The following is a 23,740-nucleotide window of genomic DNA, read 5'->3' as shown; positions in this document are numbered from 1 at the left end:
AGCGGGGCATGGCGCGCTACGTCGCATTTCTCGGCAGTGTGAATGTCGGCGGCAACCGGCTTTCCATGGCCGAGCTGCGGCACGAACTGGAGCGTGAGGAGTTCGACAATGTCGAGACCGTCGTGGCGAGCGGCAATGTGCTGCTCGACCATGACGATCGGCCCACGGACGGATTGGCGGAGAAGATCCGCTATATCCTGCTCGACCGGTTCGACATTGACGGGATGGTGGCGGTGCGTTCGCGAGACGAGCTTGCCGCCGCGATCGCCGAAAACCCGTTTGCCGCGGATGGCGAGGAGACGAAGGTGCACACCATGTTCCTCGCCGGGCAACCGGAGCCAGAGGCCTTTGCCGATCTCGTCGCCGCCTATGACGGGCGCGGGCCCGAACGGATCGCCCCCGGCACGCGCGCGGTCCATATTGATTGGTGCGAGGGTGTGGGGAAAAGACGTCTGACCGGGCCGTTCATCGAACGGCGGCTGGGGATGGGCGGCACGGCGCGGAACCTGCGCTCCATGCGCCGGGTTCTCGCCAAAATGGACGCTTAGGAATACAAAAGGGCGCCGCGCCTTCCACCATGGCGGGGCGAGCCCGGGAAAGACGCAAACAATTGGCACGCAACTCATCATCCGGCGAACAGCAATCGGTCCGCGTTCTCAAGGTAGGCGAACGGGTCCGGCACATCTTGTCCGAATTGCTCGCCCGCGGCGAGGCGCATGACGATACGCTTTCGGCCACGTCGGTCAGCGTGACCGAGGTGCGCATGTCGCCCGATCTCCGCCAGGCGAAAGTCTACGTGAAACCGCTGCTCGGCGCGGAGGAAGACGCGGTGGTGAAGGCCTTGCAGGTCAACACGGCCTTCTTCCAGAAGGAAGTCGCCAAACGGCTCGGCCTTAAATTCGCACCGAAACTGCAGTTTCGCGGCGATGAGACATTTGACGAGGCGGGCCGTATCGATCGCCTGCTCAACGATCCGCGCGTCCGCCGCGATCTCGGCGACGAATAGACCGCCCGAAGCCGCGGATGGCGAAGCTCTATTTCTACTACGCCAGCATGAACGCCGGCAAATCGACCACGCTGCTGCAGGCCGATTTCAACTATCGCGAGCGGGGCATGGCAACGATGCTGTGGACCGCGGCGGTGGACGACCGCGCCGCCGGCATGCCGATTGCCAGTCGCATCGGGCTGGCGGCGGATGCCCACCGTTTTGGCGCCGACACCGACCTTGGCGCCGATATACGTGAGTGCCATGCAAGAACCCCGCTCGCCTGCGTGCTGATCGACGAGGCGCAGTTCCTGACCAAGGCGCAGGTCTGGCAATTGGCGGATGTTGCGGATGCGGCGAATATTCCCGTGCTTTGCTACGGCCTGCGCACCGATTTTCAGGGGGAATTGTTTGCAGGATCCGCGGCGCTGCTCGGCATTGCGGATGCGCTGATCGAATTGAAGGCGGTGTGCCATTGCGGGCGCAAGGCATCGATGAACCTGCGCGTCGATGCGGGCGGGCGCGCGGTGCAAAGCGGCGCGCAGACCGAGATCGGCGGAAACGACCGCTATGTCGCGCTGTGCCGCCGGCATTTCAGCGCGGCCCTGCGCGGGGGCACGGCGGTGCCCACCGCCGAAGACATGCGATAATCGCCGTATCTGCGCTGGCCCTTTGGCGAAGGGGTCGCTACATGCCGTTTCATGCATTTTCTCGATCAGGCCAAGATCTACCTGCGCTCCGGCGCCGGCGGACCCGGAGCGGTCAGCTTCCGGCGCGAAAAATATATCGAATATGGCGGGCCTGACGGCGGCAATGGCGGGCGCGGCGGCGACATCGTGTTCGTCGCGGTCGCGGGCCTGAACACCCTCATCGATTTTCGCTATACCCAGCATTTCAAGGCGCAGCGCGGCATTCCCGGCATGGGCAAGGACCGCACCGGCGCCGCGGGCGAGGATCTCGTGATCGAGGTTCCCGTCGGCACGCAGATCCTGTCGGAGGACCGCGAGGAGGTCATCGCCGATTTCACCAAAGTGGGCGAGCGTGTCACCCTGCTCGAAGGCGGGATGGGGGGACGCGGCAATGCAAGCTACAAGAGCAGCACCAACCGTGCGCCACGGCAGCATCAGCCCGGCCTTCCCGGTGAGGAAATGTGGGTCTGGCTGCGGCTCAAACTGCTGGCCGATGTAGGGCTTGTCGGGCTTCCCAACGCGGGCAAGTCCACCTTCATCAACCAGCTATCCAATACCAAGGCCAAGGTCGGCGCCTATGCCTTTACCACGCTGCGCCCGCAGCTTGGCGTGGTGCGGCACAAGGGGCGCGAATTCGTGCTCGCCGATATTCCGGGCCTCATCGCCGGTGCGGCGCAGGGGGCGGGGATCGGCGACCGGTTCCTCGGCCATATCGAGCGGTGCCGCGTGCTCCTCCACCTCATCGACATCAACGGTTTCGGCGAGGGGCAGGAGCCGGGCGACGCACTGCGTATCGTGCAGGACGAGCTTGAGGAATATGGCGAAGGACTGGCGGACAAACCGCGCCTCGTCGTGCTCAACAAGATCGACCTTGCCGATGGCGAGCTGGTCGCCGGTTTTGCCGAGGAGCTGATGGCGGCGGGCGCGGACGAGGTGTTCGCGATTTCCGGCGCCACGGGCGAGGGCATTCCCGAATTGCTCGACGCCGTCCTGACCCACCTTCCCATCGAGACGCAGACCGAGACCGGCGGCGCCGCGATCGAGGACGATGCAGATACATCCACCGCGCCGGGCGCGACCGACCGTGACTGGTCGCCGCTCGATTGACTTTAAGTTAACACACCCATGCTCTAGGCACTCATTATGAACGTGACTCGCGACACCATCACCACGCTGGGCGATCTGGCCCGGTCCTCTTCATGCCCGCGCATCGTTTTCAAGGTGGGGTCCGCCCTGCTCGTCGATGCGGAGGGACAGCCGCGCCGCGAATGGCTCGCCGGGCTGGCCGACGAAATCGCCCATGCGCGCGCCCGCGGACAGGAAGTGATCGTCGTCAGCTCCGGCGCGACCGCACTGGGCGCCGCGCGGCTGGGCTTTGACAAGGGTGGGCGCGGCAGCCTCCCCGATGCGCAGGCGTCCGCCGCCGTGGGGCAGATCGAGCTGGGCGGTATCTGGTCCGAAGTGCTGGGCCGGCATGATCTGATCGCCGCGCAATTGCTCGTCACGCTGGAGGATCTGGAGGACCGCCGCCGTTACCTCAACGCCGCCGCCGCGATCGCCCGCCTGCTGGAGGCCGGCGTCGTGCCCGTGGTGAACGAAAACGATTCGGTCGCGACGGCAAAGCTGCGTTTCGGCGACAATGACCGGCTCGCCGCGCGCGTGGCGCAGGCCGCCGATGCCGATGCGGTGGTGCTGCTTTCCGACGTGGACGGCCTGTTCGACCGCAATCCCAAGGATCCGAAGGCAAAGCGCGTGCCCGTGGTGCGCGGCGTCACCGATGAATTGCACGCCATGGCCGACGGCGGCAGCGCCTCGGGCCTGGGCACCGGCGGCATGACGACCAAGCTGAAAGCCGCCGAAATCGCGGAGCGGGCCGGCATCGCGCTCGTCATTGCAAACGGGTTTCACGACCATCCCGTCCGCCGCGCTTTGGAGGAAGGGATCGGCACGCTGTTCCTGCCCCGGCGCAGCGACGGCGCGCGCAAGGCCTATATCGGCGGGCGCATGCAGATGAAGGGCGAGCTTATCGTCGATGCGGGCGCGGCCATTGCGTTGCAGGCGGGCGGAAGCCTTCTCGCCAAGGGCATCACGGCGGTATCGGGCGAATTCGACAAGGGCGACCCCGTCATGATCCGCGACGATCGCGACCGCGACATCGCCAAGGGCCTGACCGAATATGACGCGGAGGAATGCCGCCTCATCCTCGGTAGCCATTCGAGCGATCAGGCCAGCCTGCTCGGCTATGAGCCGAAATCGGCGGTCGTGCATCGCGACCAGATGGTTCTGCTTTGACCCTCGCCACCCGGTAGGACGGCGATGCGGATCGCCATCACCGGGGCGACGGGCTTTGTCGGGTCCACGCTGCTCGATCTCGCATCGGGGGAGGGGCATTCCGTCGCGGCGCTGACCCGGCGGGAACAGGCACCCCGCGTGCGGGTCGACTGGGTTCGCGGCGATCTTGCGGACCGGTCGGCCTTGCGCGGGCTATGCGCCGGGGCCGATGCGGTGATTCATGTCGCCGGGGTGGTCAATGCGCCCGATGCGGCGGGCTTTCACGCCGGAAATGTCGAGGGGACGCGCCATGTCCTCGGCGCCGCGCGGGACGAAAGGGTTGTGCGGTTCGTCCACGTGTCTTCCCTCGCCGCGCGTGAACCGTCGCTCTCTCTCTACGGCCAATCGAAATACGCGGCAGAAGCGCTTGTCACCGCGGGTGAGCCTGGCTGGTCTGTCGTGCGGCCGCCCGCCGTATACGGACCGCGCGACACGGAAATGTTCGAATTGTTCAAGGCGGCGAAGACGGGCATCGTCCCCTTGCCGCCGCCGGGGCGAGCCTCGATGATCCATGTGGCGGATCTGTCGCGCCTGCTCCTGACCCTTGCGGAGGACGGGACGCAGCATGGCGCCGTGTTCGAACCCGATGACGGGCGCGAAAACGGGTGGAGCCATGCGGATATGGCGCGGGCGATCGGCGCGGCGATCGGGCGCCGGGTGCGGCCCGTCCATGTACCGGCGGCATTGCTGCGGCTCGCGGCATGGGGCGACCGGATGATGCGCGGAGCAGGGGCGAAGCTCACGCCGGACAGGGTGGGCTACATGACGCATCCCGACTGGACCGCGCGGGCGGAATGCATGCCGCCGCCTACGCTATGGCAGGCGCAGATCGACACGCGCGAAGGGCTGTCCGAAACCGCGCGCTGGTACCGGGCGCAAGGCTGGCTTTGACCGCCCGCGCCGTCAAGCCTTAGAATGCAGGCTCGAAACCCGGTGGCAATTCGTCGCCGTCGGCGCCCGGCACCGCATGGATGCCGCATTCGGTCTTGTCCCATCCGCGCCAACGGCCCGACCGCGGATCCTCGCCCGGTGCGACCTTGCTCGTACAGGGAGAGCAGCCGATGGAGGGATAGCCCTGCTCGACCAACGGGTGGCGAGGCAGATCGTGCCTGGTCATATAGGCCTCGATATCGTCCTTGGACCACCCGATGATCGGGTTCACCTTCAAACGCCCCGCCGTGTCGGAGGTGTCCACCTCGAATACGGGCAGATCGGCGCGCGTTTCGGACTGAAACGCCTTGCGACCGGTGATCGACGCATCATACTCGGCCAGCGCCTCGGCCAGCGGCAACACCTTGCGGATTTCGCAGCAGCCGTCGGGATCGTAGGACCAGCGCAGCCCGGTATCGTCCCTGGCCGCAAGCGCGCCCGCATCGGGGTAGAGATTGACCAGTCCCGACAGACCAAGCGCATCGACCAGCGTATCGCGATAGGCAAGCGTTTCGGGAAAATGCTTCCCCGTTTCCAGAAACAGCACTGGCGTCTCGGCATCCACCTCGGCCACGAGATGCAGCAGCGCTGCGCTCTCCGCGCCAAAGCTCGACACCATGGCAACGCGCCCCGCCACGCCATCCTTCAACACGGCGCGCAGGATATCCTGCGCCGATGCGCCCGAATATCGCGCATTCAGCGCGGCGGCGTCCGCCTCGGTAAAGCGGGGCGCAGTGTCGATCCGGTCACGGCGGCGGGCAGCATCAGCCATCAACGGCCCCGTCCTTCCGCCCATGGCGCAGCGCCCAGATCGGCGTGCGGCCATCGACCGTTTCCTGATACACATCGTTCCAGCGGTTGAGCGCGGTCTCCGCATCCTCAGGGTTCAGAGGCGCATCAGGTTCGAACGCGTCAAAACCGCAACGACGCATATAGGCGATCTGATCGACCAGCACGTCGCCGACCGCGCGGATCTCCCCGTCATAGCCCGCCTCACGCAGGATACGCGCCGCGGAATAGCCGCGCCCGTCGCCGAACGCCGGGAAGTTCACCTCGACCCGTGCGATGCGGTCGATATGCGGGATCAGCTCGCGCGCATCCTCGCCCGGTTCGATGCGGACGGCGGTGGCGTTGGTCTGCCCGGCGAATGCCTCGACCGTGACGGCGGGTTCGGCGGTGCCTTCATCCTCGCGAAGGCGCAACACATTGCCGGTATCCGGGCCGGTATCCGGGCCGGTATCCGGCCCGCGCCCTTCGCTTTCCATCTGCGTCTGCTCAACCATAAAGCGCTTCCTTGAACGGGGTCATGCCGATGCGGCGATAGGTGTCGAGGAAACGTTCGCCGTCCTCGCGCTGTGCCAGATAGACATCGGTGGTGGTCTCGATCGCGTCGACGATGCCGTCCTCGTCGAAACCGGGGCCGGTGATCTTGGCAAGCGAGGTATCCGCCGCCTCGCTCCCGCCGAGCAGGAGCTGATAATTCTCCGTCCCTTTGCGATCGACGCCCAGAATGCCGATATGGCCCGCGTGGTGGTGGCCGCAGGCATTGATGCAGCCCGAAATCTTGAGCTTCAGCTCGCCCAGCGTGTCGCCCTTGCCGTTTTCGGCAAAGCGGGTCGCGATCTTCTGCGCGAGCGGGATCGAACGCGCATTGGCAAGGCTGCAATAATCGAGGCCGGGACACGCGATGATGTCGCCGATCTGATCGAGATTGGGTGTGGCGAGGCCAGCAGCGTCCAGCTCCTTGAACAGATCGTAGAGCCGACCCTTTTCGACATGCGGCAGGACGATGTTCTGCGTATGGGTCACGCGGCATTCGTCAAAGCTGTAGCGCGTGGCAAGGTCGGCCATCACCTGCATCTGCTCGGTGCTGGCATCGCCGGGGATGCCGCCGACGGGTTTGAGGCTGATGACCGCGGCGACATAGCCGGGCGCCTTGTGCGCAACCGTGTTGCGGTCGGCCCAGAGCGCGAAATCGGGATCGTTGCGGTCGATGTCGTCAGGCAGGTCGCTCTTGAACGCAGGGTCGGCGAAATAGCCGCGAATGCGTTCCAGCTCGGCGAAGGGCGGTTCGATCCCTTCGCCTTTCAGATGGGCGAACTCTTCCTCGACCTGCCGCGCATATTCGTCCTTGCCCATTTCATGGACGAGGATCTTGATCCGCGCCTTGTACTTGTTGTCGCGGCGGCCATGACGGTTGTAGACGCGCAGCGCCGCCTCGCAATAGGTGACCATCTCGTCGAGCGGGACGAAATCGCGGATGAGCGGCGCAACCATCGGCGTGCGGCCCATGCCCCCGCCGACATAGAAGGCACAGCCAAGCTCGCCCGCGTCGTTCTTCACGATCTGAATGCCGATGTCGTGCAGGCGCATGGCCGCACGGTCGGTGTCCGACGCGATGACGGCAATCTTGAACTTGCGCGGCAGATAGCTGAATTCCGGGTGGAAGCTCGACCATTGGCGCAGCAATTCGGCATAGGGGCGCGGGTCCGTCACCTCGTCCGCGGCGGCGCCGGCGAAATGGTCCGAACTGATGTTGCGGATGCAATTGCCGCTGGTCTGGATGGCGTGCATTTCCACCGTCGCCAGATCGGCGAGAATGTCGGGCGCATCCTCCAGCTTGATCCAGTTATACTGAACATTCTGGCGCGTGGTGAAATGGCCGTAACCGCGGTCATATTTTTCCGCGATCGTCGCGAGCATGCGCATCTGCTCGCCATTCAACGTGCCATAGGGCACCGCCACGCGCAGCATGTAGGCGTGCAATTGCAGATACAGCCCGTTCATCAGCCGCAATGGCTTGAACTGATCCTCGGTCAGTTCGCCGGATAGGCGGCGGCGCGTCTGATCGCGAAATTCCGCGACGCGCGTGTCCACCATCTGCTGATCGTAAGTGTCGTATTGGTACATTTCAAACCACCCAGTCTGCGGCATTGGCGTCATCGGGGCGCCGGGTCAGGTCCATGCGGACCGTGGGGCCGAGCGCGCGAACGCGATCCTTGATATGGGCGGGGCGGATACCGTCACCGGTCCGCTCCGCATCGATGGCATAGGGCACGTTGACGCGGCGCTCCGCCTCTTCGCGCGCGGCGATTTCATCGGCGCGATCGCCGACATCGACCGATGCGTCCACGTCGCGGACCCATTCCGCACCGTCCCACCACACGACATCGCCGGTTTTCAGATCGTTGCCCGTCAATATCTTCATCATGCCATTCCCGTTGCCATCGCGACCAGCGGCACGTCCGCATGGTCCCGCGTTACCTCTCCGATCACGATCAGCGCGGGGCTGCGGACCTTTTCATCCTCGACCATGCCGGGCAATCCGGCCAGCGATCCGCGCAACACGCGCATGTCGGCGCGCGCTGCGTTTTCGATGACCGCCACCGGCATTTCCGGAGACAATCCGTCCGCCATCAGCTTTTCCGCAATCTGCGGCGCGGTCTTTACGCCCATGTAGATGACGAGCGTGCGGCCCACGCCGGCCAGCCCGGTCCAGTCCTGCTCGCTCAATCCCTTGCACTGTCCGGCGACGAAGCTGACGATGCTGGCATGGTCGCGGTGGGTGAGGGGGATCGCGGCGGCGGCGCCGGCTGCGTTGGCGGCGCTGATTCCCGGCACGATTTCGACGGGCACGCCGGCGGCGTGGCAGGCCTCCGCCTCCTCGCCCCCGCGCCCGAAGACGAAGGGGTCGCCCCCCTTCAACCGCACCACGTCCCGGCCGGCGAGCGCCTCGCGCACGAGCAGGGCGCAAATCTCGTCCTGCGGTACCGAATGGTAGGCGCGGCGCTTCGCGACCGAGATCAGCCGCGCATCGCGGTGCGCCATGGCGAGGATGGAAGGATCGACCAGCCCGTCATGCACGACGATGCGCGCCGCCATCAACAGGCGCGCGGCCCGCAGGGTCAGCAATTCGGGATCGCCCGGTCCGGCACCCACGAGATAGACCCGCCCAGGGTTTGCGTTTTCGCTCATGCTCGGCAAAATGGGCGCAGCCGGCGAGGAACGCCAGCCAGAACTGTTTGGCGGGGGGCTAGCTGCGCTTTATACAGGGGGCTCGCCCGCGTTTTTCGTGTCCTGTGCGCGCTGCTCCATGCGTTGCGACAGCGCGGCGATGATCTGTTCGAACTGTTCGTTGTTGCGCAGGTTGATGTCGCGCTGGGGAAAGGGAATTTCCACGCCGGCATCCTGAAACAGATACCACAGCTTTTTCAGCACTTCGGATTTCACATTGCCGACGCCTTCCTCCGGATCGCGGATCCAGCAATGGATGATGAAATCGACCGAACTGTCGCCATATCCCGACAGCCACACCGACGGCGCGGGCATCTGCAACACGCGTTTCGAACTTTTCGCGGCCTCAAGCATCAATTCCTCGGCCAGTGCGATATCGCAGCTGTAGGAGATGCCGACGGGAATCTGAAACCGCACGTTCCGGCTGGAATAGGACCAGTTCTCGACCTGGTTGATCATCAGGTTTTCGTTCGGGATCAGATATTCGCGTTCGTCGCGGGTGGTCACCGACACGGCGCGAATGCCGATCCTGCGAATCTGGCCAAAGCTTTCATTGCCGGCCTGATCGGCGACGGCGATCACGTCGCCCGGCTTGATCGACCGGTCCATGAGCAGGATCATCCCCGCGATCAGATTGCCGAAGGTTTTCTGAAGCCCGAAACCGATGGCAAGACCGAACGCGCCCGAAAACACGGCCAGCGCGGTAAGATCGATGCCGAGGATATCGACCCCGATCAAAATCGCCATCGCCCAAACGCCCAAAGTGATGAGCTTTTCGGCGAGCAGCGTCTGCGTCGGGCTCAACCGGTTGAGCTTGCCCACCGCGCTCGACCCCAGACGGCTGCCGAGCCGGGCGAGCACGAACACGCCGACAATCACGATCGCCACGAGCAGCACGGTCCATAGCGAGAACCGCGTATCGCCCACCGTAAAGCCGACCGCGTCGAGCTGTCCGATTATCTCCCCAATCGTCAGGTTCTGGCTCGCGACGGCCTCGCGGATTTCGTCGGCGCCGCTGACGGCGTCGGGCGCTTCGGTCGTGGGGGTGGGAGACGGCATGATGAGCGGTTCGCCGCCGACCGCCTGGCTCGCGGTGTCGGCGGCGCGGCTGACGGCGGTGGCCGTTTCCATGACGGTTTCACTGGCCGCATCGGTATCGGCGGGCATGTCCGTCGGCGTGGGAATAGGGGTGGGAACCGCGAGCGGGTTGCCGGACATCAATCGTTCTCCATCGCGGCAAAACCATCCGCAAGATCGGCGATGAGGTCGTCTGTATCCTCAAGCCCGATCGACAGCCGGATCGCCATCGTATCGCCCGTGTCCATCCCGGCAGGCGGCCACGGACGGACGGAGCGGTTCGCGCGCGGATCCACCGGGAGAGCGAGGCTTTCATACCCGCCCCAGCTATAGCCGATGCCGAACAGGGACAGCGCGTCGATGAAACGGGCACGCGCGGCGGCGACCCGGCCTTTGAGGATAAAGCTGAACAGACCGCAGCCGCCGGTAAAGTCGCGCGACCACACATCGTGGCCCGGCGCGCCCTCCATCATCGGGCACAGCACGGCGGCAACCTCGTCCCGCGCGGACAGCCATTGCGCGATGCGCAGGGCCGAGGCCGCCTGCTGCCGCAGCCTGAGGTCCAGCGTGCGAAGCCCGCGCAGCGCCAGCGCCGCATCGTCGGGCGACACCACATGGCCCAGGGCCTGCGCCGTGCGGCGAATGCGGGGGTAGAGGCGTTCGTTCGCCGTCACCGACCCCATCATGAGGTCGGAATGCCCGCCGACATGTTTGGTAAGGGCAAGGATCGACCCGTCGCACCCGTGCGGCAGGGCGGCGAACCCGGTCGGCCCCGCCCATGTGTTGTCGATCAGCACGACCGCACCGTGATCATGCGCGATTTGGGCGAGCGCGGGCACATCGCATATCTCCATCGTCAGGCTGCCCGGATTTTCGAGCAATACGGCCGCAACCCCTTCGCTGCACGCCTCGGCAAAGGCGGCGTGATCCAATGGGTCGAAGAATTGCGTCGTGACGCCGAATGTCTTCAACAGCCCCAGCCCCAGATTCCGGCTGGGATCATAGGCATTGTCGGTGATGAGCAGCCTGTCGCCCGGCCGCAGTACGGCAAGCAGCGCGCCCGCGATCGCCGCCACGCCGGACGGATACAGCATGGTGCCCGTCGCCCCCGGCTCCAGCGCGGTCAACGCCTCGGCCAACGCCCATTGCGTCGGCCCGCCGCGCCGTCCGTAGAAGAACCGGCCATCCTCGTTCGTCTTCGGCCCGGCGGCGAGCGCGGCGCTATTTTCGTAAAGATGCGTGCTCGCGCGCCAGACGGGCGGATTGACGACCCCGCCGGCAAGCCCCGGCACGCTGGTATAGGCGGATCGCCGCCCGGCCTCCACGAGCCGGGTCGCGGTCTTGTAATCGGTATCCTTTGCCAAGATCAGGCCAGCCCCTGCGCCTTGGGCGTGTCGGGACTGCTGCCCCATTCCGCCCAGCTTCCGTCGTAAAGCGCGACGTCCTTCGTGCCGAGCAGTTCCAGCACGAAGGACAGCACCGCCGCCGTCACGCCAGAGCCGCAGCTCGTCACGAACGGTTTTTCGAGATTCAGCCCGGCGGCCTGGAATACGCCCTGGATTTCGGTCATGTCCTTCATTCGCCCGTCGCCTTCGAAGAGCATGGCGATGGGCACGTTTTTCGCCCGCGGAATATGGCCCGATGCGACGCCCTCGCGCGGTTCGGGATCTTGCCCTGTGAACCGGGCGGCGCTGCGCGCATCGACCACCTGCGCGGCACGGCTGTCGAGATTGTCGAGCATGCTCTGCTTGTCACGCAGCATCGTTTCATCGAGCCGGGCCATGAAATCGCCGGATGCGCATGCTTTCGCCGCACCCCGCTCGATCGTGCGGCCCTGCATGTTCCAGCGATGCAGCCCCCCGTCGAGCACGGCGACACGCCCATGCCCGAACAGGCGCATGAGGAACCAGCCGCGCATCGCGGAATGAAGCGGGGAATTGTCATAAAGCACGACGCGCGTATCCGCCGAAATGCCCAGTGCGCGCATCGCGCGTTCGAATTGCTGTGCCGGCGGTATCGTGTTGTCGAGTTCGGCATCATGGTCGGACAGCGCGGAAAGGTCCATGAACCCCGCGCCCGGAATGTGCAGCGCCTCGAACTCCGTCGCAGCGTCCCGCCCGGTGCCGCCCATGTGGTAGCTCGCGTCGAGCACGCGAAGATCGTCCTCGCCCAGCCGTTCGGCCAGCCATTCGGTCGTAATCAGCATGTCCATGCGTTCTGCTCCTTTGGAGGCCGCCGGATGCGGCCCTTTCCGGAACAGGTTACAGGGCGCAACCCCCTGCTGTCCATTGGCATGGCGGCACGTGGGCACCGTTCGGCGTGCGGGAGGGCTTGAGCATCGGCGCGGCCCGGTGCAAAGGGCGGGACATGGCCGACACATCGAACGATCAATCGCAAAACGCTCCGCTGCATCTGGGACAGAGCAGTGCGCTCCCCACCTCGCCGGAGGACGCCGTGCTCGACTACGTGCCCAATCCGCGGACGGGCGCGCTTTACATGGTGCGCTTTGCCGCGCCGGAATTCACCTCGCTGTGCCCCGTCACGTCACAGCCCGATTTCGCGCATCTCGTCATCGATTACGCGCCGGGCGATACCATCGTGGAATCGAAATCGCTCAAGCTTTTCCTGGCATCGTTCCGCAACCATTGCGGATTTCACGAGGATGTCACCGTCGGCATCGGACAGCGCCTCTTCGACGAGATGAAGCCTGTTTGGCTGCGCATCGGCGGATACTGGTATCCGCGCGGGGGCATCCCCATCGACGTGTTCTGGCAGAGCGGGCCGGTGCCCGGTGGGCTGTGGGCACCGGATCAGGGCGTCGCATCCTATCGCGGGCGGGGATAGGCGCGGGCCGAAACGACCCGCCGCCGCCCCATCATCCCGGTTTTCCCAGCATTGCCGCGCAGGCAGCGCCGCACGATCGCGCCCCGTCGACGGAGCAGTTCGCGGCAAAAGGCGATGAACCCTGCATCGAACCGCGATTTCAATTCGCGTAAACCTTAAACCTTGGTCCGCGCCCGCACCATGACGCCGATGCAAAGCGGATCGGGATGCATCAACGCGTCATAACCGAAATTCGCCACCAGCCTGCCCAGCGTCGTATCCCCGACCATAAGCGCGACGGTAAAAGTGCCTTTGACGAGAATCCCGCCAAACGCGCGCCCCTCCCGCCTCCGCATGGAGATGTAGCGGCGGCGGATCGTGGGTCATCGTGGCGGAGAGCAGATCGTCAGTCTCCGTAACAGTGCGGCGAATGTCGTATTCGATGCGGTCGCCGATCGGCGATGGGCCGAACGCGCGACCCGCGATCAACCATCCCCCTTCTCGATCCGGGCCAGCACGGCCTCCACCTGCACCTGCGCGCCTTCGCTGGCCGACAATTGCGCGACCGTCCCGTCGAACGGCGCGGTCAGGGCATGCTCCATCTTCATCGCCTCCAGCACCAATAGCCTTTGCCCGGCGGTGACGGCATCGCCTTCGGCCACATCCACGGACAACACCTTGCCCGGCATCGGCGCCAGGATCGCCCCGTCGCCTGCCGCCGCCGCGCCGGTGCCGCGAATGGCAGTATCGAAGGCATAGGCGGTCCCTGCGTTGAAGAGCACGACGCGCCCCGCATCGCGATAGCCCGACACCACCGCATCGGCCCCGATATCGTCGGCGAAGTCGAAATCGTCATCTTCCTCGCCCACCCACACGGTTTCGTCATCGGCATGGGCAAGGTCGACGGCGCGCACGTCGCCCTTGAACGACAGCGTGACCTCGCGCCGGGGTGCCCGGTTCAGCCGGAAACCCGGCAGCATCGCCCCATCGTCTGTATCCTCCGCCGCGATGCGCGCCGCCACCAGCCAGTCGGCATCGTCCGGCTCGCCCGCGGGGATCAGCGCATCGCCCCGGTTGGCGATGAAGCCGGTGTCGAGATCGGCCTCGCGAAAATCCGCATCGTTCAGCGCGCGAACCAGGAACCCGGCATTGGTGCGCACCGGGAACACCTCCGTCTGCGACAGGGCGAGGGCGAGCGCGTCGATCGCCTCCTCCCGCGTGTCGCCGTGGCACACGACCTTGGCCACCATCGGGTCATAGAACGGCGACACCTCGCCCCCTTCCTCGACCCCGGTTTCGATCCGGTCCGCCTCGCCAAACCACAAATGCTCCAGCCGCCCCGTGCTGGGCAGAAAGCCGGTGGCGGGATCCTCGGCATAGAGCCGCGCCTCGATCGCATGGCCGTCGATGGACAGGTCCTCCTGACGCAGCGGGATCTTCTCGCCAGCCGCGACGCGCAATTGCCATTCGACGAGATCGACGCCGGTGATTTCCTCGGTCACCGGGTGTTCGACCTGAAGCCTGGTGTTCATTTCCATGAAGAAGATGCGATCGGCGCGCAGGCCCTCGCTCGTATCGGCGATGAATTCGATCGTGCCGGCGCCCTCGTAATCGACGGCCTTGGCCGCGCGGACGGCGGCGGCGCAGATTTCGGCGCGCGTATCCTCGTCCATGCCGGGGGCGGGCGCTTCCTCGATCACCTTTTGATGGCGGCGTTGAAGCGAACAGTCACGCTCGAACAGATGGACGACATTGCCGTGCGAATCGCCGAACACCTGCACCTCGATATGGCGCGGCGCGGTCATCCATTTTTCGAGCAGAACCTCGTCATTGGAAAAGCTGGCGCTGGCCTCGCGGCGGCAGGATTGCAGGGCGGCGTCGAAATCGGCCGCATCGTCGACCTTGCGCATGCCCTTGCCGCCGCCGCCCGCGACCGCCTTGATCAATACGGGGTAGCCGATCTTGTCCGCTTCTGCCTTCAACCGTTCGGGCATCTGATCCGCGCCGTCGTATCCGGGCGTCACCGGCACGCCGGCATCGCGCATCAGCTTCTTGGCCGCATCCTTCAGCCCCATGGCGTCGATGCTGGACGGTTTGGGCCCGACCCAGATCAGCCCCGCATCGATGACCGCCTGCGCAAAGCCGGCGTTTTCGGACAGGAAGCCATAGCCGGGATGGATCGCCTCAGCGCCGGTATCCTTTGCCGCGGCGATGATCCGTTCGCCGACAAGATAGCTTTCATTGGCCGGCGACGGGCCGATATGCACGGCCTCGTCCGCCATGCGCACGTGGAGCGCGTTCGCATCGGCATCGGAATAGACCGCGACGGTGCGGATACCCATGGCGCGGGCGGTGCGGATGATCCGGCATGCGATTTCGCCGCGATTGGCGATGAGAAGGGATTTCATCATAAGGCTCACATCCTGAACACGCCAAAGGGCGCACGGTCGGGGATCGGGGCTTCGAGGCTGGCGGACAGCGACAGCGCGATGACCTCGCGCGTTTGCGCAGGATCGATCACCCCGTCGTCCCACAATCGCGCCGTCGCGTAATAGGGGCTGCCCTCGGTTTCGTATTTTTCACGGATCGGGGCCTTGAACGCCTCGGCCTCCTCCTCGCTCCACTTGTCGGCGTCGCGGTGCACGGTCGCGAGCACGCTTGCCGCCTGTTCGCCGCCCATCACGCTGATGCGGGCATTGGGCCAGGTGAACATGAAGCGGGGCTGATACGCCCGGCCGCACATGCCGTAATTCCCGGCACCGAAACTGCCGCCGATGACGATGGTGATCTTCGGCACCTGTGCACATGCGACCGCGGTGACGAGTTTCGCGCCATGCTTGGCGATGCCTTCCGCCTCGTATTTCCCGCCGACCATGAAGCCTGAGATATTCTGCAGGAACAGGAGCGGGACGCGCCGCTGACACGCGAGTTCGATGAAATGCGCGCCTTTCTGTGCGCTTTCGCTGAACAATACGCCATTGTTGGCGAGGATCGCGACCGGCATGCCCATGACATGCGCGAACCCGCAGACCAGCGTATTGCCGTAGAGCGGCTTGAACTCGTGAAACTCGCTCCCGTCGACGAGCCGGGCGATCACCTCGTGCACGTCATAGGGCGCGCGCACGTCGTCGGGGATCAGGGCGTAGAGATCCTCGGCATCGAATTTGGGTTCGCGGGGTTCCTGAAAGGCCAGCGGGGCGGGATTGTTGATACCCAGATGGCTGACGATGTCGCGCACGATGGTCAGCGCATGTTCGTCGTTTTCGGCCAAATGATCGGCCACGCCCGACTTGCGCGTGTGCAGATCGCCGCCGCCCAGATCCTCGGCGCTGATTTCCTCGCCCGTGGCGGCCTTTACCAATGGCGGCCCGGCGAGGAAGATCGTGCCCTGTTCGCGCACGATGACCGTTTCGTCGGACATTGCGGGGACATAGGCCCCGCCGGCGGTGCAGCTTCCCATGACGCAGGCGATCTGCGGGATGCCCATGCCGCTCATCTGCGCCTGGTTATAGAAGATGCGCCCGAAATGGTCGCGGTCGGGAAACACCTCCGCCTGATAGGGCAGGTTGGCACCGCCGCTATCGACAAGGTAAATGCACGGCAGCCTGTTTTCGCGGGCGATTTCCTGCGCGCGAAGGTGCTTTTTCACCGTCATCGGGTAATAGCTGCCGCCCTTTACCGTGGGGTCGTTGGCGGCGATCATCACCCACCGGCCCGAAACCTGCCCGACGCCCGCGATGATGCCCGCGCCCGACACGTCGCCTTCGTACATGCCATGCGCGGCCAGTTGCCCGATTTCGAGGAAGGGCGAGCCGGGATCGAGCAACCGTTCCACCCGGTCCCGGGCCAGCAGCTTGCCGCGGCCCACGTGCCGTTCGCGGTGCTTCTCGCTCCCGCCCAGCGCGGCGGTGGCCACGTGGTCGCGCAATTGTTCGGCCAGCTTGCGATTATGGGCGGCGCGTTGCCGCGCCTCCGGGCTCGCCATGTCCAGATTGGAGGTCAGAACCGGTCCACTCATGATTTCATCAACTCCCGCCCTATCAACATGCGTCGGATTTCATTGGTGCCCGCCCCGATGTCGAGCAATTTCGCATCGCGCAGGAAACGTTCGACGGGCCAATCCTTGGTATAGCCTGCGCCGCCCATCGCCTGCACCGCCTCGTTCGCGACGCGGAACGCATTCTCGCTCGACAACAGGATCGCGCCCGCCGCGTCGAACCGCGTGGTGCGCCCCTCGTCGCACGCCTTTGCCACGGCATAGACATAGGCCCGCGCCGATTGCAGCGCGACATACATGTCGGCAATCTTCGCCTGCATCAGCTGAAACTCGCCGATGGGCTTGCCGAACTGCTGACGCTCGCGAAGATAGGGGAGCACCACGTCGAGGCAGGCCTGCATGATGCCGAGCTGAATGCCCGACAATACGACACGCTCGTAATCGAGGCCGCTCATCAACACCTTCACGCCCTCGCCGATGCCGCCCATGACGTTGTCGTCCGGCACGAAGCAATCGTCGAACACCAGCTCTGCCGTGGGCGATCCGCGCATGCCCATCTTGTCGATCTTCTGACCGATGGAGAACCCTTTGAAATCCTTCTCGATCAGGAATGCGGTGATGCCCTTCGCCCCTGCGTCCATGTCCGTCTTGGCATAGACGACGAGCGTGTCGGCATAAGGCGCGTTGGTGATCCAGAACTTGTTGCCGTTGAGGGTCCAGCCCCCCTCGGCCCTCTCCGCCTTCAGCTTCATCGACACCACGTCGGAGCCTGCGTTGGTCTCGCTCATCGCGAGGGAGCCGACGTGCTCTCCGCTGACCAGCTTCGGCAGGAATTTCGCCTTTTGCGCGTCATTTCCCCAACGCGCGATCTGATTGACGCAGAGGTTGGAATGCGCGCCATAGGACAGACCGACCGAGGCGGAGGCCCGGCTCACCTCCTCGCACGCGATGACATGGTGAAGATAGCCGAGGCCCAGCCCGCCGAATTCCTCCGGCACGGTCATGCCGTGAAGGCCCAGTTCGCCCATCTGCGGCCAGAGCGCGCGGGGGAAGCTGTCCTCCGCGTCGATCTTCGCGGCGAGCGGTTCGATCTGTTCACGGGCGAAGCGTTGCACCGTGTCGCGGATCATCCGCGCATTTTCATCTATGTCGAATTCGAATTGCGGAGCCATCGTCTTCCTCTCGGATCTCGTTTGAATGCGTTCTAATCCGATCGGGCGGGGGGATGCAATTGATACGGCCTTATCGATACGATAGGTGTCGTCTATGATCGAACGCTATCTCGTGCGCTATTTCCTCGCCGTGGTCGAACAGGGCACGTTTTCGGCGGCCGCCGCCTCCGCTCAGGTGTCGCAGCCTACGCTGTCCTCCGGCATTGCCAAGCTGGAACGTCTGCTCGGCACGGTTCTGTTCGAGCGGAACAATCGCCGGGTCGAGCTGACGACGGCGGGCACACGTTTCATGCATCATGCCCGGTTGATCGAGCGGGAATTCGCCGCGGCCGAACGGGGCGCGGCGGACGATGCCCCGTCAAAGCTCATCCGCATCGGCATCGCCTCGACACTTCCGGCGGCGCTGACCGGGCGGGCGGTGGCCGCCGCGCTTCGGGCACAGGATGCCATCCGGATCGAGGTCGCGCATGGCCGCATGCGCGATTTGATGCAGAGCCTGCGGCGCGGGCGGCTCGATCTCGTCGCGGGGCCGGTGCCGGACGATGCGCTGTGCCTGCGCACATTGTTCGAGGAGCCGTATCGCCTCGCCATGCGGGAGGATCATCCGCTCGCGGACCGCGCGACGCTGACGGCGGACGAGCTGGTGCGCGAACCGATGATCGTGCGCCGCTGGTGCGAGGCGCTGCCGGAAACGAGCCGCTTTTTCACGCAGGCCGGCATCCGCCCCTTCATGGCGTCGCGCACGACGAACGACGAAACCGCCGCCGCGCTGGTGCGGGCGGGGCTGGGCATGACGGTGGTGCCGGCGTGCCACGCGGCGGCGGGGCTTCGGCTGGTCCCGCTCGACGGATTCGCGATGCGGCGGCGCATCGGCCTCGTGGCGGAGCAGGAGACGATGGGACGTGTGGCGGGCTCCGCCGCGGTGCGGGCATTGGGCGATGTGCTGGCGGTGCCGAATGCGGGGCTTGACGATGCACGCGGTGCCGGACCTGGCGCGGCGGAGGGCGGTTCGGATGCTGACGCGCGGCGGGAATGCGGCTAGGGGCTTTGCCATGACCGATGCTCTCCTCCCGACCGTCCCTGCCGCTGCCCCGGCGCCTCATACGCCGCCCGTCCGCGTCGCCGCGCTCTACCGCTTTGCCCGGTTCGAGGATTGCGAAACATTGCGCGCGCCGCTGCTCGCCCTGTGCCGGGCAGGGGGCATTCGCGGCACGCTGCTCCTCGCACCGGAGGGGATCAACGGAACCATCGCCGGAACCGACGCGGGGATCGAGGCGGTGCTGCGCCATATTCGCAGCCTGCCCGATTGCGACGCGCTCGACGTCAAATATTCCGCCGCGGCCGCCATGCCGTTCCACCGGATGAAGGTGCGGATCAAGCGCGAGATCGTCACCATGGGACAGGCGGACATCGACCCGCGCGCGAGCGTGGGCACCTATGTCGAGCCGGAGGACTGGAACGCATTGATCCGCGACCCCGACACGATCGTGATCGACACGCGCAACGATTACGAGGTTCGCATCGGCACGTTCGAGGGTGCGATTGACCCGAAAACCACGAGTTTCCGGGATTTTCCCGATTGGTTCCGGCAGGAGCGCGCGCGCCTTCTGGGCGAGGGGAAGGCGCCGAGGGTGGCGATGTTCTGCACCGGGGGCATCCGCTGCGAAAAGTCGACCGCGTTCCTGAAAAGCGAAGGGGTCGAGGACGTCCACCATCTCAAGGGCGGCATCCTGCGCTATCTCGAAACGATTCCGGCGGCGCAGAGCCTTTGGCAGGGCGAATGCTTCGTCTTCGATCAGCGCGTCGCGGTGGGGCACGGGCTATCCTTGGGGACCCATGCGCTATGCCATGCCTGCCGGGAGCCGGTCGCCCCGGCGGACATGCGTTCCCCCCTGTTCGAGGAAGGGGTGTCGTGCCCCGCATGCCACGCCGCGCGGACCGAGGCGCAGAAAGCATCGGCGCGGGAACGCCACCGTCAGGAAACACTCGCCGCAGCCCAGGGGCGCGCTCACGTTGGCGCAAGCATGGAGGAGGCTGACCGATGAATATGCATGGCGGCGAAACCGGACTTCCGGTGCTCTACAGCTTTCGGCGGTGCCCCTATGCGATGCGGGCGCGGCTGGCGCTGATGGTGACGGGAACACGCTGTGAATTGCGGGAGGTGAAGCTGAGTGCGAAGCCCGATGCGCTGCTCGCCGCGTCGGCGAAGGGAACCGTGCCGGTGATGGTCCTGGCCAACGGCACGGTCGTCGATGAAAGCATCGACATCATGCGCACCGCATTGGGAAGTCACGATCCCGAAGGATGGCTCGACCGTGACGATCCCGCCCTGATCGCGGCGAATGACGGCGATTTCAAACATGATCTCGACCGTTACAAATATCCCGAACGGCACGGCTCCGATCCGCTGACGCATCGCGCGGCGGGATTGCGATTTCTAAGCGAGCTCGACGCGCGCTTGTCGCACGCTGCGCAGCTTTGCGGGGATACGCGCGGCATCGTGGATGCGGCGATATTTCCCTTCGTCCGGCAATTTGCCGCGGTGGACCGCGAATGGTTCGCCGCCGCCCCGGTGCCGCATGTGCGCAAATGGCTCGACGGTCATCTGCAATCGCCGCTGTTCGCCGCGATCATGACAAAGCGCAAACCATGGGCACCGGGCGACCCGCCGGCCATTTTCGGGCCGGAGCCCGGCAAGGCCGTCACCGGCGCGGCCTAGCGCGCATCCCCGCTCCGTCCCAGCGTGTGCGCCCATTCGCGCAGATCCGCGCTCATCCTTGCCAGTTCGCCTTCATCCTCGAACACGGAATGTCCGGCCGCATAGAGGCGGGTCGTGCGCCGGTCGCGCGCGATGCCCGCGTGATCCAGAGCGAAGATGCCGGCATAGGTCGGCGTCGTGATGTCGTACAGCCCGCCCGCGGTGAAGATCGCCATGTCGGGACGCCGTTCGAGCGCCTCGGCAATCAGAGGGGCGAAACGGCGGCTGCGGTAACTCTCATTCTCGCCCCAGTCCCACTTGAAATTGATGCCGAGATTGAGGCTGCGATACGCACTGGGCAAACGATATTCCAGCTCTTCGGCGAGATAGCTTTCGAGGGTTGCCGAGGTCGAGGTCCCCAATGTCATCGAAGGGTCGTCGAAGGGCGGCTGAAAATTGGAATCGGCGATGGGGCGCGTGACCCGCGCGTCGAGCTGCCCCGTACGCAGGCCCCGGTCGGCCAGCAGGCTCAACATGAACGTCGTCTTGTCGATACGCAAATCGGATGCCAGCAATTTAGCGGCGGGAATGCCGATCAACCTTGCCATCCGCTCCGCCACCGCCGCGCGGGCGGGCGCGTCCATCACCTGCCACCGGATCAGCGCCTTCGCATACTCGCCCTGCGCGAAATCGAGCGCGCTGTTGTAGCGATCCACGACGCTTTGCCCATCGCGGCGCGAAGGGTGGTGATACCAGTTCACCGCCGCCAGCGTGGGCAGCATCGCCATGTCCGAAATCACCGGTGCCGCCGTATCGCCGAGCGACATGGACAAAAGCGCCACGCCATCAGGCAACGGCAGTTCCGCTTCGGCCGCGCTGTGCAACATGGCGGCGGCGCGGGCGGTGCCGTAGCTTTCTCCGACCAAGGCGAAGGGGGAGCCGGTGCGTCCGTTGTCGACGCGCCATTGCTGCACCACCTGCGCCACGGCGGCGGCGTCGCCGTCCACCGAAAACAGGCTGCTGGCATCCACGCCGGCGACCGGCATGCTTGCCCCGGTCCCGGGCGGGTCGATAAAGACGAGATCGGCCGTGTCGAGCAGGCTGTGCGGGTTGTTGACGAGGGTTGCGCCGGCATCCCCGTCGCGGACCACGCGCGGACCGAACGCCTGCATATGCAGGGGAGACGACGACGCGCCCGGCCCGCCGTTGAAAAAGAAAAGCACCGGGCGCGTGCCGGGATCGCCGGCATTCTTCGCGACATAGGCGTAGGTTACGACCACCGCCGCCACCTCGCCCGCCGCATTCGCCACCGGCGTTTCGGTCACGATCGCGTCATAGGCGACGGGCCGGTTCGCGAAGCGTCCCCGATGGCCGGTGGTGATGACATGGGCGCTCGGTTCCGGGCGTTCGACCATCGGTTCCATCGCGCGGAGGAAGGCGGGCGGCATAGGCCTGTCGGATTGCTGCGCCGCGGCGGGGAGGGCGGGCACCATTCCGGCCATAAGCGCCACCGGCGCGAACCGCAGCATCGTGTGCAGCATTTTCATCGTGCAACCTTTCGTGTCCGGCGCACTTCGCGCCTCGAGGCAGTCATGTCGTGGGTGCGTCATAGCGTGGGAAGAGCATCGAGCAGCCGTTCGATGTCGTCCGGACCATTGAAGAAGGACGGACAGATCCGGAACCGGTTGCGCGATAATGTTATGCGCACCCCCGCCCGTTCCAGTGGTTCCGAAAGCCGTTCTCGCGCCCCTTCGAGAACGCAGGTGACAAGCGGGGTCCGGCTGTCCCGGGGGGTGACGACATCGTATCCCATCGCCGGCAAGGCGTCGTGCAGACGGCGCAGCAGCGGCAAGCGCCGTGCCGTCATGTTCGAAACCCCCTGTTGCAGCAGGATCGGCAGCGACGCGTCGAGCTGCGCCAGCACGGCGTGAGAGCGCGTGCCCATGGCGAAAAGCCCCTCCGCATCGTCGCGCGGCGCCATGTCGGCAACCGTTTCGCCCGGCGGATCATAGGGGTAAACATGGCTTCTGAACTTCGCCAGCTGATAATAGCCAAAGCGGGATCGCCGCAATCGCGGGATCAGATCGCCCCGCACGTAAAGGAAACCGAGCCCGAAATCCCCCATCAGCCATTTGTAGCTGGCCGTGGCGGCGAAATCGACGCCGCTGCGATGCAGGTCGAGCGGCACCGTGCCGGCGGCATGGATGATGTCGGCATAGACTTTCGCCCCGCGCGCATGGGCGATTTGCGTGACGGCGGCGAGATCCTGCTCGAACCCGTTATACGTCGATACCTGCGACAGGCTGACCAGGCGCGTATCGGCCGTGATCGCCTTTTCGTAGGCGGCGGGATCGATGCGACCGTTTTCGGGGCGCAGCCAGACCACGTCCATCCCGCGCTTCGCCAGCTCTTCATAAAGCCAGAACGAACCGAAGAAATGCAGCGTATCGGTCACGATCCGCCCGCCGACGCTCGGAATGTCGAGCGCGTCGATCACCAGTTGCTCGCCCGCCGTGGTGCTTTGCACGAAGGCCAGCTCATCGCTCGACGCGTTCACCAGCGTGGCGAATGCTGCCTTGACCCGCGCCTCCACCGCGCTGGTCGGCCAGTGTTCGCCGCGCGCCCGCATGTCGTGATAGGCACGCACCGATGCCTGCGCCGCCAGCGGCACCGGGTGCATCGTCCCGCTGTCGAGATAGACATCGGTTCGCGGGGAGAACAGCGCCGCGGGCGAACCGGGCGCGGCGTCACCCGCCCCGTCGCGAATGCCGGGGTCGCGGCAAGGGGCAGCACCGCCGGCGCCGCGGCCATCATGCGCCGCCGCGTCAGGGGCACAGCGTCACCAAATCGTTTCGCATTCATGGGGCCATATTATGCGGTTTCGGCTGATATTTTATGCATTGATGGGGCAATCCGCGTCAGGATTTTGCAAAAACGGCCTTCGCAGTGGATGAAAAGACGCGAAGAATTGCCTTGGATGCGGCATTCTTGGCGATGACAGCGTTGGCATGACAGGTGCTTTTT

At 65.4% G+C, this 23,740-nt stretch carries 23 protein-coding genes and 1 pseudogene; 10 read left to right on the top strand and 14 right to left on the bottom strand.

Features of this window, described 5'->3' with window-relative positions; translation table 11 throughout:
• The first annotated feature begins 8 nt into the window (after positions 1 to 8).
• Genes K4G67_RS02535 through K4G67_RS02510 form a run of 6 tightly spaced genes read left to right on the top strand, consistent with a single transcriptional unit; the run spans position 9 to position 4,896 of the window.
• Complete coding sequence (locus tag K4G67_RS02535) at positions 9 to 548, top strand: DUF1697 domain-containing protein (protein WP_239804836.1); 540 nt, start codon at positions 9 to 11, stop codon at positions 546 to 548.
• A gap of 29 nt (positions 549 to 577) precedes the next feature.
• Positions 578 to 1,006 (top strand): 30S ribosome-binding factor RbfA, encoded by a 429-nt coding sequence (gene rbfA / locus K4G67_RS02530; protein ID WP_420829978.1) that lies wholly within the window; start codon positions 578 to 580, stop codon positions 1,004 to 1,006.
• 17 nt (positions 1,007 to 1,023) lie between these two features.
• Positions 1,024 to 1,635, top strand: coding sequence for a thymidine kinase (locus K4G67_RS02525; protein ID WP_239804834.1), 612 nt, complete (start codon positions 1,024 to 1,026; stop codon positions 1,633 to 1,635).
• A 51-nt stretch (positions 1,636 to 1,686) separates the two neighbouring features.
• Positions 1,687 to 2,781 (top strand): GTPase ObgE, encoded by a 1,095-nt coding sequence (gene obgE / locus K4G67_RS02520; RefSeq protein ID WP_239804833.1) that lies wholly within the window; start codon positions 1,687 to 1,689, stop codon positions 2,779 to 2,781.
• A gap of 36 nt (positions 2,782 to 2,817) precedes the next feature.
• Positions 2,818 to 3,966 carry a glutamate 5-kinase gene (gene proB / locus K4G67_RS02515; protein WP_239804832.1) on the top strand — a complete coding sequence of 383 codons (1,149 nt, stop codon included), beginning with the start codon at positions 2,818 to 2,820 and terminating at the stop codon, positions 3,964 to 3,966.
• A 24-nt stretch (positions 3,967 to 3,990) separates the two neighbouring features.
• The gene (locus K4G67_RS02510) at positions 3,991 to 4,896 is read left to right on the top strand and encodes an NAD-dependent epimerase/dehydratase family protein (RefSeq protein WP_239804831.1); all 906 of its coding nucleotides are present in this window, start codon (positions 3,991 to 3,993) and stop codon (positions 4,894 to 4,896) included.
• Between the two features lie 19 nt (positions 4,897 to 4,915).
• Here K4G67_RS02510 and K4G67_RS02505 read toward each other — a convergent pair whose 3' ends face one another.
• From K4G67_RS02505 to sseA, 8 genes are all read right to left on the bottom strand, one after another.
• Positions 4,916 to 5,707, bottom strand: a complete 792-nt coding sequence (locus K4G67_RS02505) for a phosphoadenylyl-sulfate reductase (protein WP_239804830.1) — start codon at positions 5,705 to 5,707, stop codon at positions 4,916 to 4,918.
• Positions 5,700 to 6,218 (bottom strand): DUF934 domain-containing protein, encoded by a 519-nt coding sequence (locus tag K4G67_RS02500; RefSeq protein WP_239804829.1) that lies wholly within the window; start codon positions 6,216 to 6,218, stop codon positions 5,700 to 5,702. Before K4G67_RS02500 ends, K4G67_RS02505 begins: the two co-directional genes overlap by 8 nt.
• On the bottom strand, positions 6,211 to 7,845 hold the full coding sequence (locus K4G67_RS02495; protein ID WP_239804828.1) for a nitrite/sulfite reductase: 1,635 nt from the start codon (positions 7,843 to 7,845) through the stop codon (positions 6,211 to 6,213). Before K4G67_RS02495 ends, K4G67_RS02500 begins: the two co-directional genes overlap by 8 nt.
• 1 nt (position 7,846) lies before the next feature.
• Positions 7,847 to 8,143, bottom strand: coding sequence for a DUF2849 domain-containing protein (locus K4G67_RS02490; RefSeq protein ID WP_239805081.1), 297 nt, complete (start codon positions 8,141 to 8,143; stop codon positions 7,847 to 7,849).
• Positions 8,143 to 8,910, bottom strand: a complete 768-nt coding sequence (gene cobA, locus K4G67_RS02485) for a uroporphyrinogen-III C-methyltransferase (RefSeq protein WP_239804827.1) — start codon at positions 8,908 to 8,910, stop codon at positions 8,143 to 8,145. Before cobA ends, K4G67_RS02490 begins: the two co-directional genes overlap by 1 nt.
• A gap of 69 nt (positions 8,911 to 8,979) precedes the next feature.
• On the bottom strand, positions 8,980 to 10,167 hold the full coding sequence (locus K4G67_RS02480) for a mechanosensitive ion channel family protein (protein ID WP_420829977.1): 1,188 nt from the start codon (positions 10,165 to 10,167) through the stop codon (positions 8,980 to 8,982).
• Entirely contained in the window at positions 10,167 to 11,438 is a 1,272-nt protein-coding gene (metC, locus tag K4G67_RS02475; protein ID WP_420829976.1) for a cystathionine beta-lyase, read from the bottom strand. Before metC ends, K4G67_RS02480 begins: the two co-directional genes overlap by 1 nt.
• The gene (gene sseA, locus K4G67_RS02470) at positions 11,393 to 12,238 is read right to left on the bottom strand and encodes a 3-mercaptopyruvate sulfurtransferase (protein WP_239804825.1); all 846 of its coding nucleotides are present in this window, start codon (positions 12,236 to 12,238) and stop codon (positions 11,393 to 11,395) included. Before sseA ends, metC begins: the two co-directional genes overlap by 46 nt.
• 155 nt (positions 12,239 to 12,393) lie before the next feature.
• Between sseA and queF the strand changes: the two genes are divergently transcribed.
• Positions 12,394 to 12,870, top strand: coding sequence for a preQ(1) synthase (gene queF, locus K4G67_RS02465; protein ID WP_239804824.1), 477 nt, complete (start codon positions 12,394 to 12,396; stop codon positions 12,868 to 12,870).
• On the opposite strand, the pseudogene K4G67_RS02460 reads toward queF, so the two are convergent.
• From K4G67_RS02460 to K4G67_RS02445, 4 genes and pseudogenes are all read right to left on the bottom strand, one after another.
• Positions 12,852 to 13,335, bottom strand: a pseudogene (locus K4G67_RS02460) (MaoC/PaaZ C-terminal domain-containing protein). The gene queF and the pseudogene K4G67_RS02460 sit on opposite strands and share 19 nt — an antisense overlap.
• Entirely contained in the window at positions 13,335 to 15,260 is a 1,926-nt protein-coding gene (locus K4G67_RS02455; protein ID WP_239804823.1) for an acetyl/propionyl/methylcrotonyl-CoA carboxylase subunit alpha, read from the bottom strand. Before K4G67_RS02455 ends, K4G67_RS02460 begins: the two are co-directional and overlap by 1 nt.
• Positions 15,261 to 15,265: 5 nt before the next feature.
• A complete protein-coding gene (locus tag K4G67_RS02450; RefSeq protein ID WP_239804822.1) occupies positions 15,266 to 16,867 on the bottom strand; it encodes a carboxyl transferase domain-containing protein in 1,602 nt (533 codons plus the stop codon).
• Positions 16,864 to 18,018 carry an isovaleryl-CoA dehydrogenase gene (locus K4G67_RS02445; RefSeq protein ID WP_239804821.1) on the bottom strand — a complete coding sequence of 385 codons (1,155 nt, stop codon included), beginning with the start codon at positions 18,016 to 18,018 and terminating at the stop codon, positions 16,864 to 16,866. Before K4G67_RS02445 ends, K4G67_RS02450 begins: the two co-directional genes overlap by 4 nt.
• A gap of 94 nt (positions 18,019 to 18,112) precedes the next feature.
• Here K4G67_RS02445 and K4G67_RS02440 point away from each other — a divergent pair, with 94 nt between their 5' ends.
• Genes K4G67_RS02440 through K4G67_RS02430 form a run of 3 tightly spaced genes read left to right on the top strand, consistent with a single transcriptional unit; the run spans position 18,113 to position 20,737 of the window.
• Entirely contained in the window at positions 18,113 to 19,060 is a 948-nt protein-coding gene (locus K4G67_RS02440; RefSeq protein ID WP_239804820.1) for a LysR family transcriptional regulator, read from the top strand.
• A 10-nt stretch (positions 19,061 to 19,070) separates the two neighbouring features.
• Positions 19,071 to 20,063: an oxygen-dependent tRNA uridine(34) hydroxylase TrhO gene (trhO, locus tag K4G67_RS02435; protein WP_239804819.1), complete on the top strand. Its 993-nt coding sequence runs from the start codon at positions 19,071 to 19,073 to the stop codon at positions 20,061 to 20,063.
• Entirely contained in the window at positions 20,060 to 20,737 is a 678-nt protein-coding gene (locus K4G67_RS02430) for a glutathione S-transferase (RefSeq protein ID WP_239804818.1), read from the top strand. The genes trhO and K4G67_RS02430 overlap by 4 nt, the downstream gene beginning before the upstream one ends.
• Here the strand turns inward: K4G67_RS02430 and K4G67_RS02425 are convergent.
• Both K4G67_RS02425 and K4G67_RS02420 read right to left on the bottom strand, forming a co-directional pair.
• On the bottom strand, positions 20,734 to 22,263 hold the full coding sequence (locus K4G67_RS02425; RefSeq protein ID WP_239804817.1) for a S10 family serine carboxypeptidase-like protein: 1,530 nt from the start codon (positions 22,261 to 22,263) through the stop codon (positions 20,734 to 20,736). The genes K4G67_RS02430 and K4G67_RS02425 overlap by 4 nt on opposite strands.
• Positions 22,264 to 22,322: 59 nt before the next feature.
• Positions 22,323 to 23,396, bottom strand: a complete 1,074-nt coding sequence (locus K4G67_RS02420) for an aminotransferase class V-fold PLP-dependent enzyme (RefSeq protein WP_239804816.1) — start codon at positions 23,394 to 23,396, stop codon at positions 22,323 to 22,325.
• Positions 23,397 to 23,740 lie beyond the last annotated feature (344 nt).

The sequence above is a fragment of the Croceicoccus hydrothermalis genome, from assembly GCF_022378335.1.
Taxonomy (GTDB): Bacteria; Pseudomonadota; Alphaproteobacteria; order Sphingomonadales; family Sphingomonadaceae; genus Croceicoccus; species Croceicoccus hydrothermalis.
This window is presented reverse-complemented; position numbering and strand designations above follow the sequence as displayed.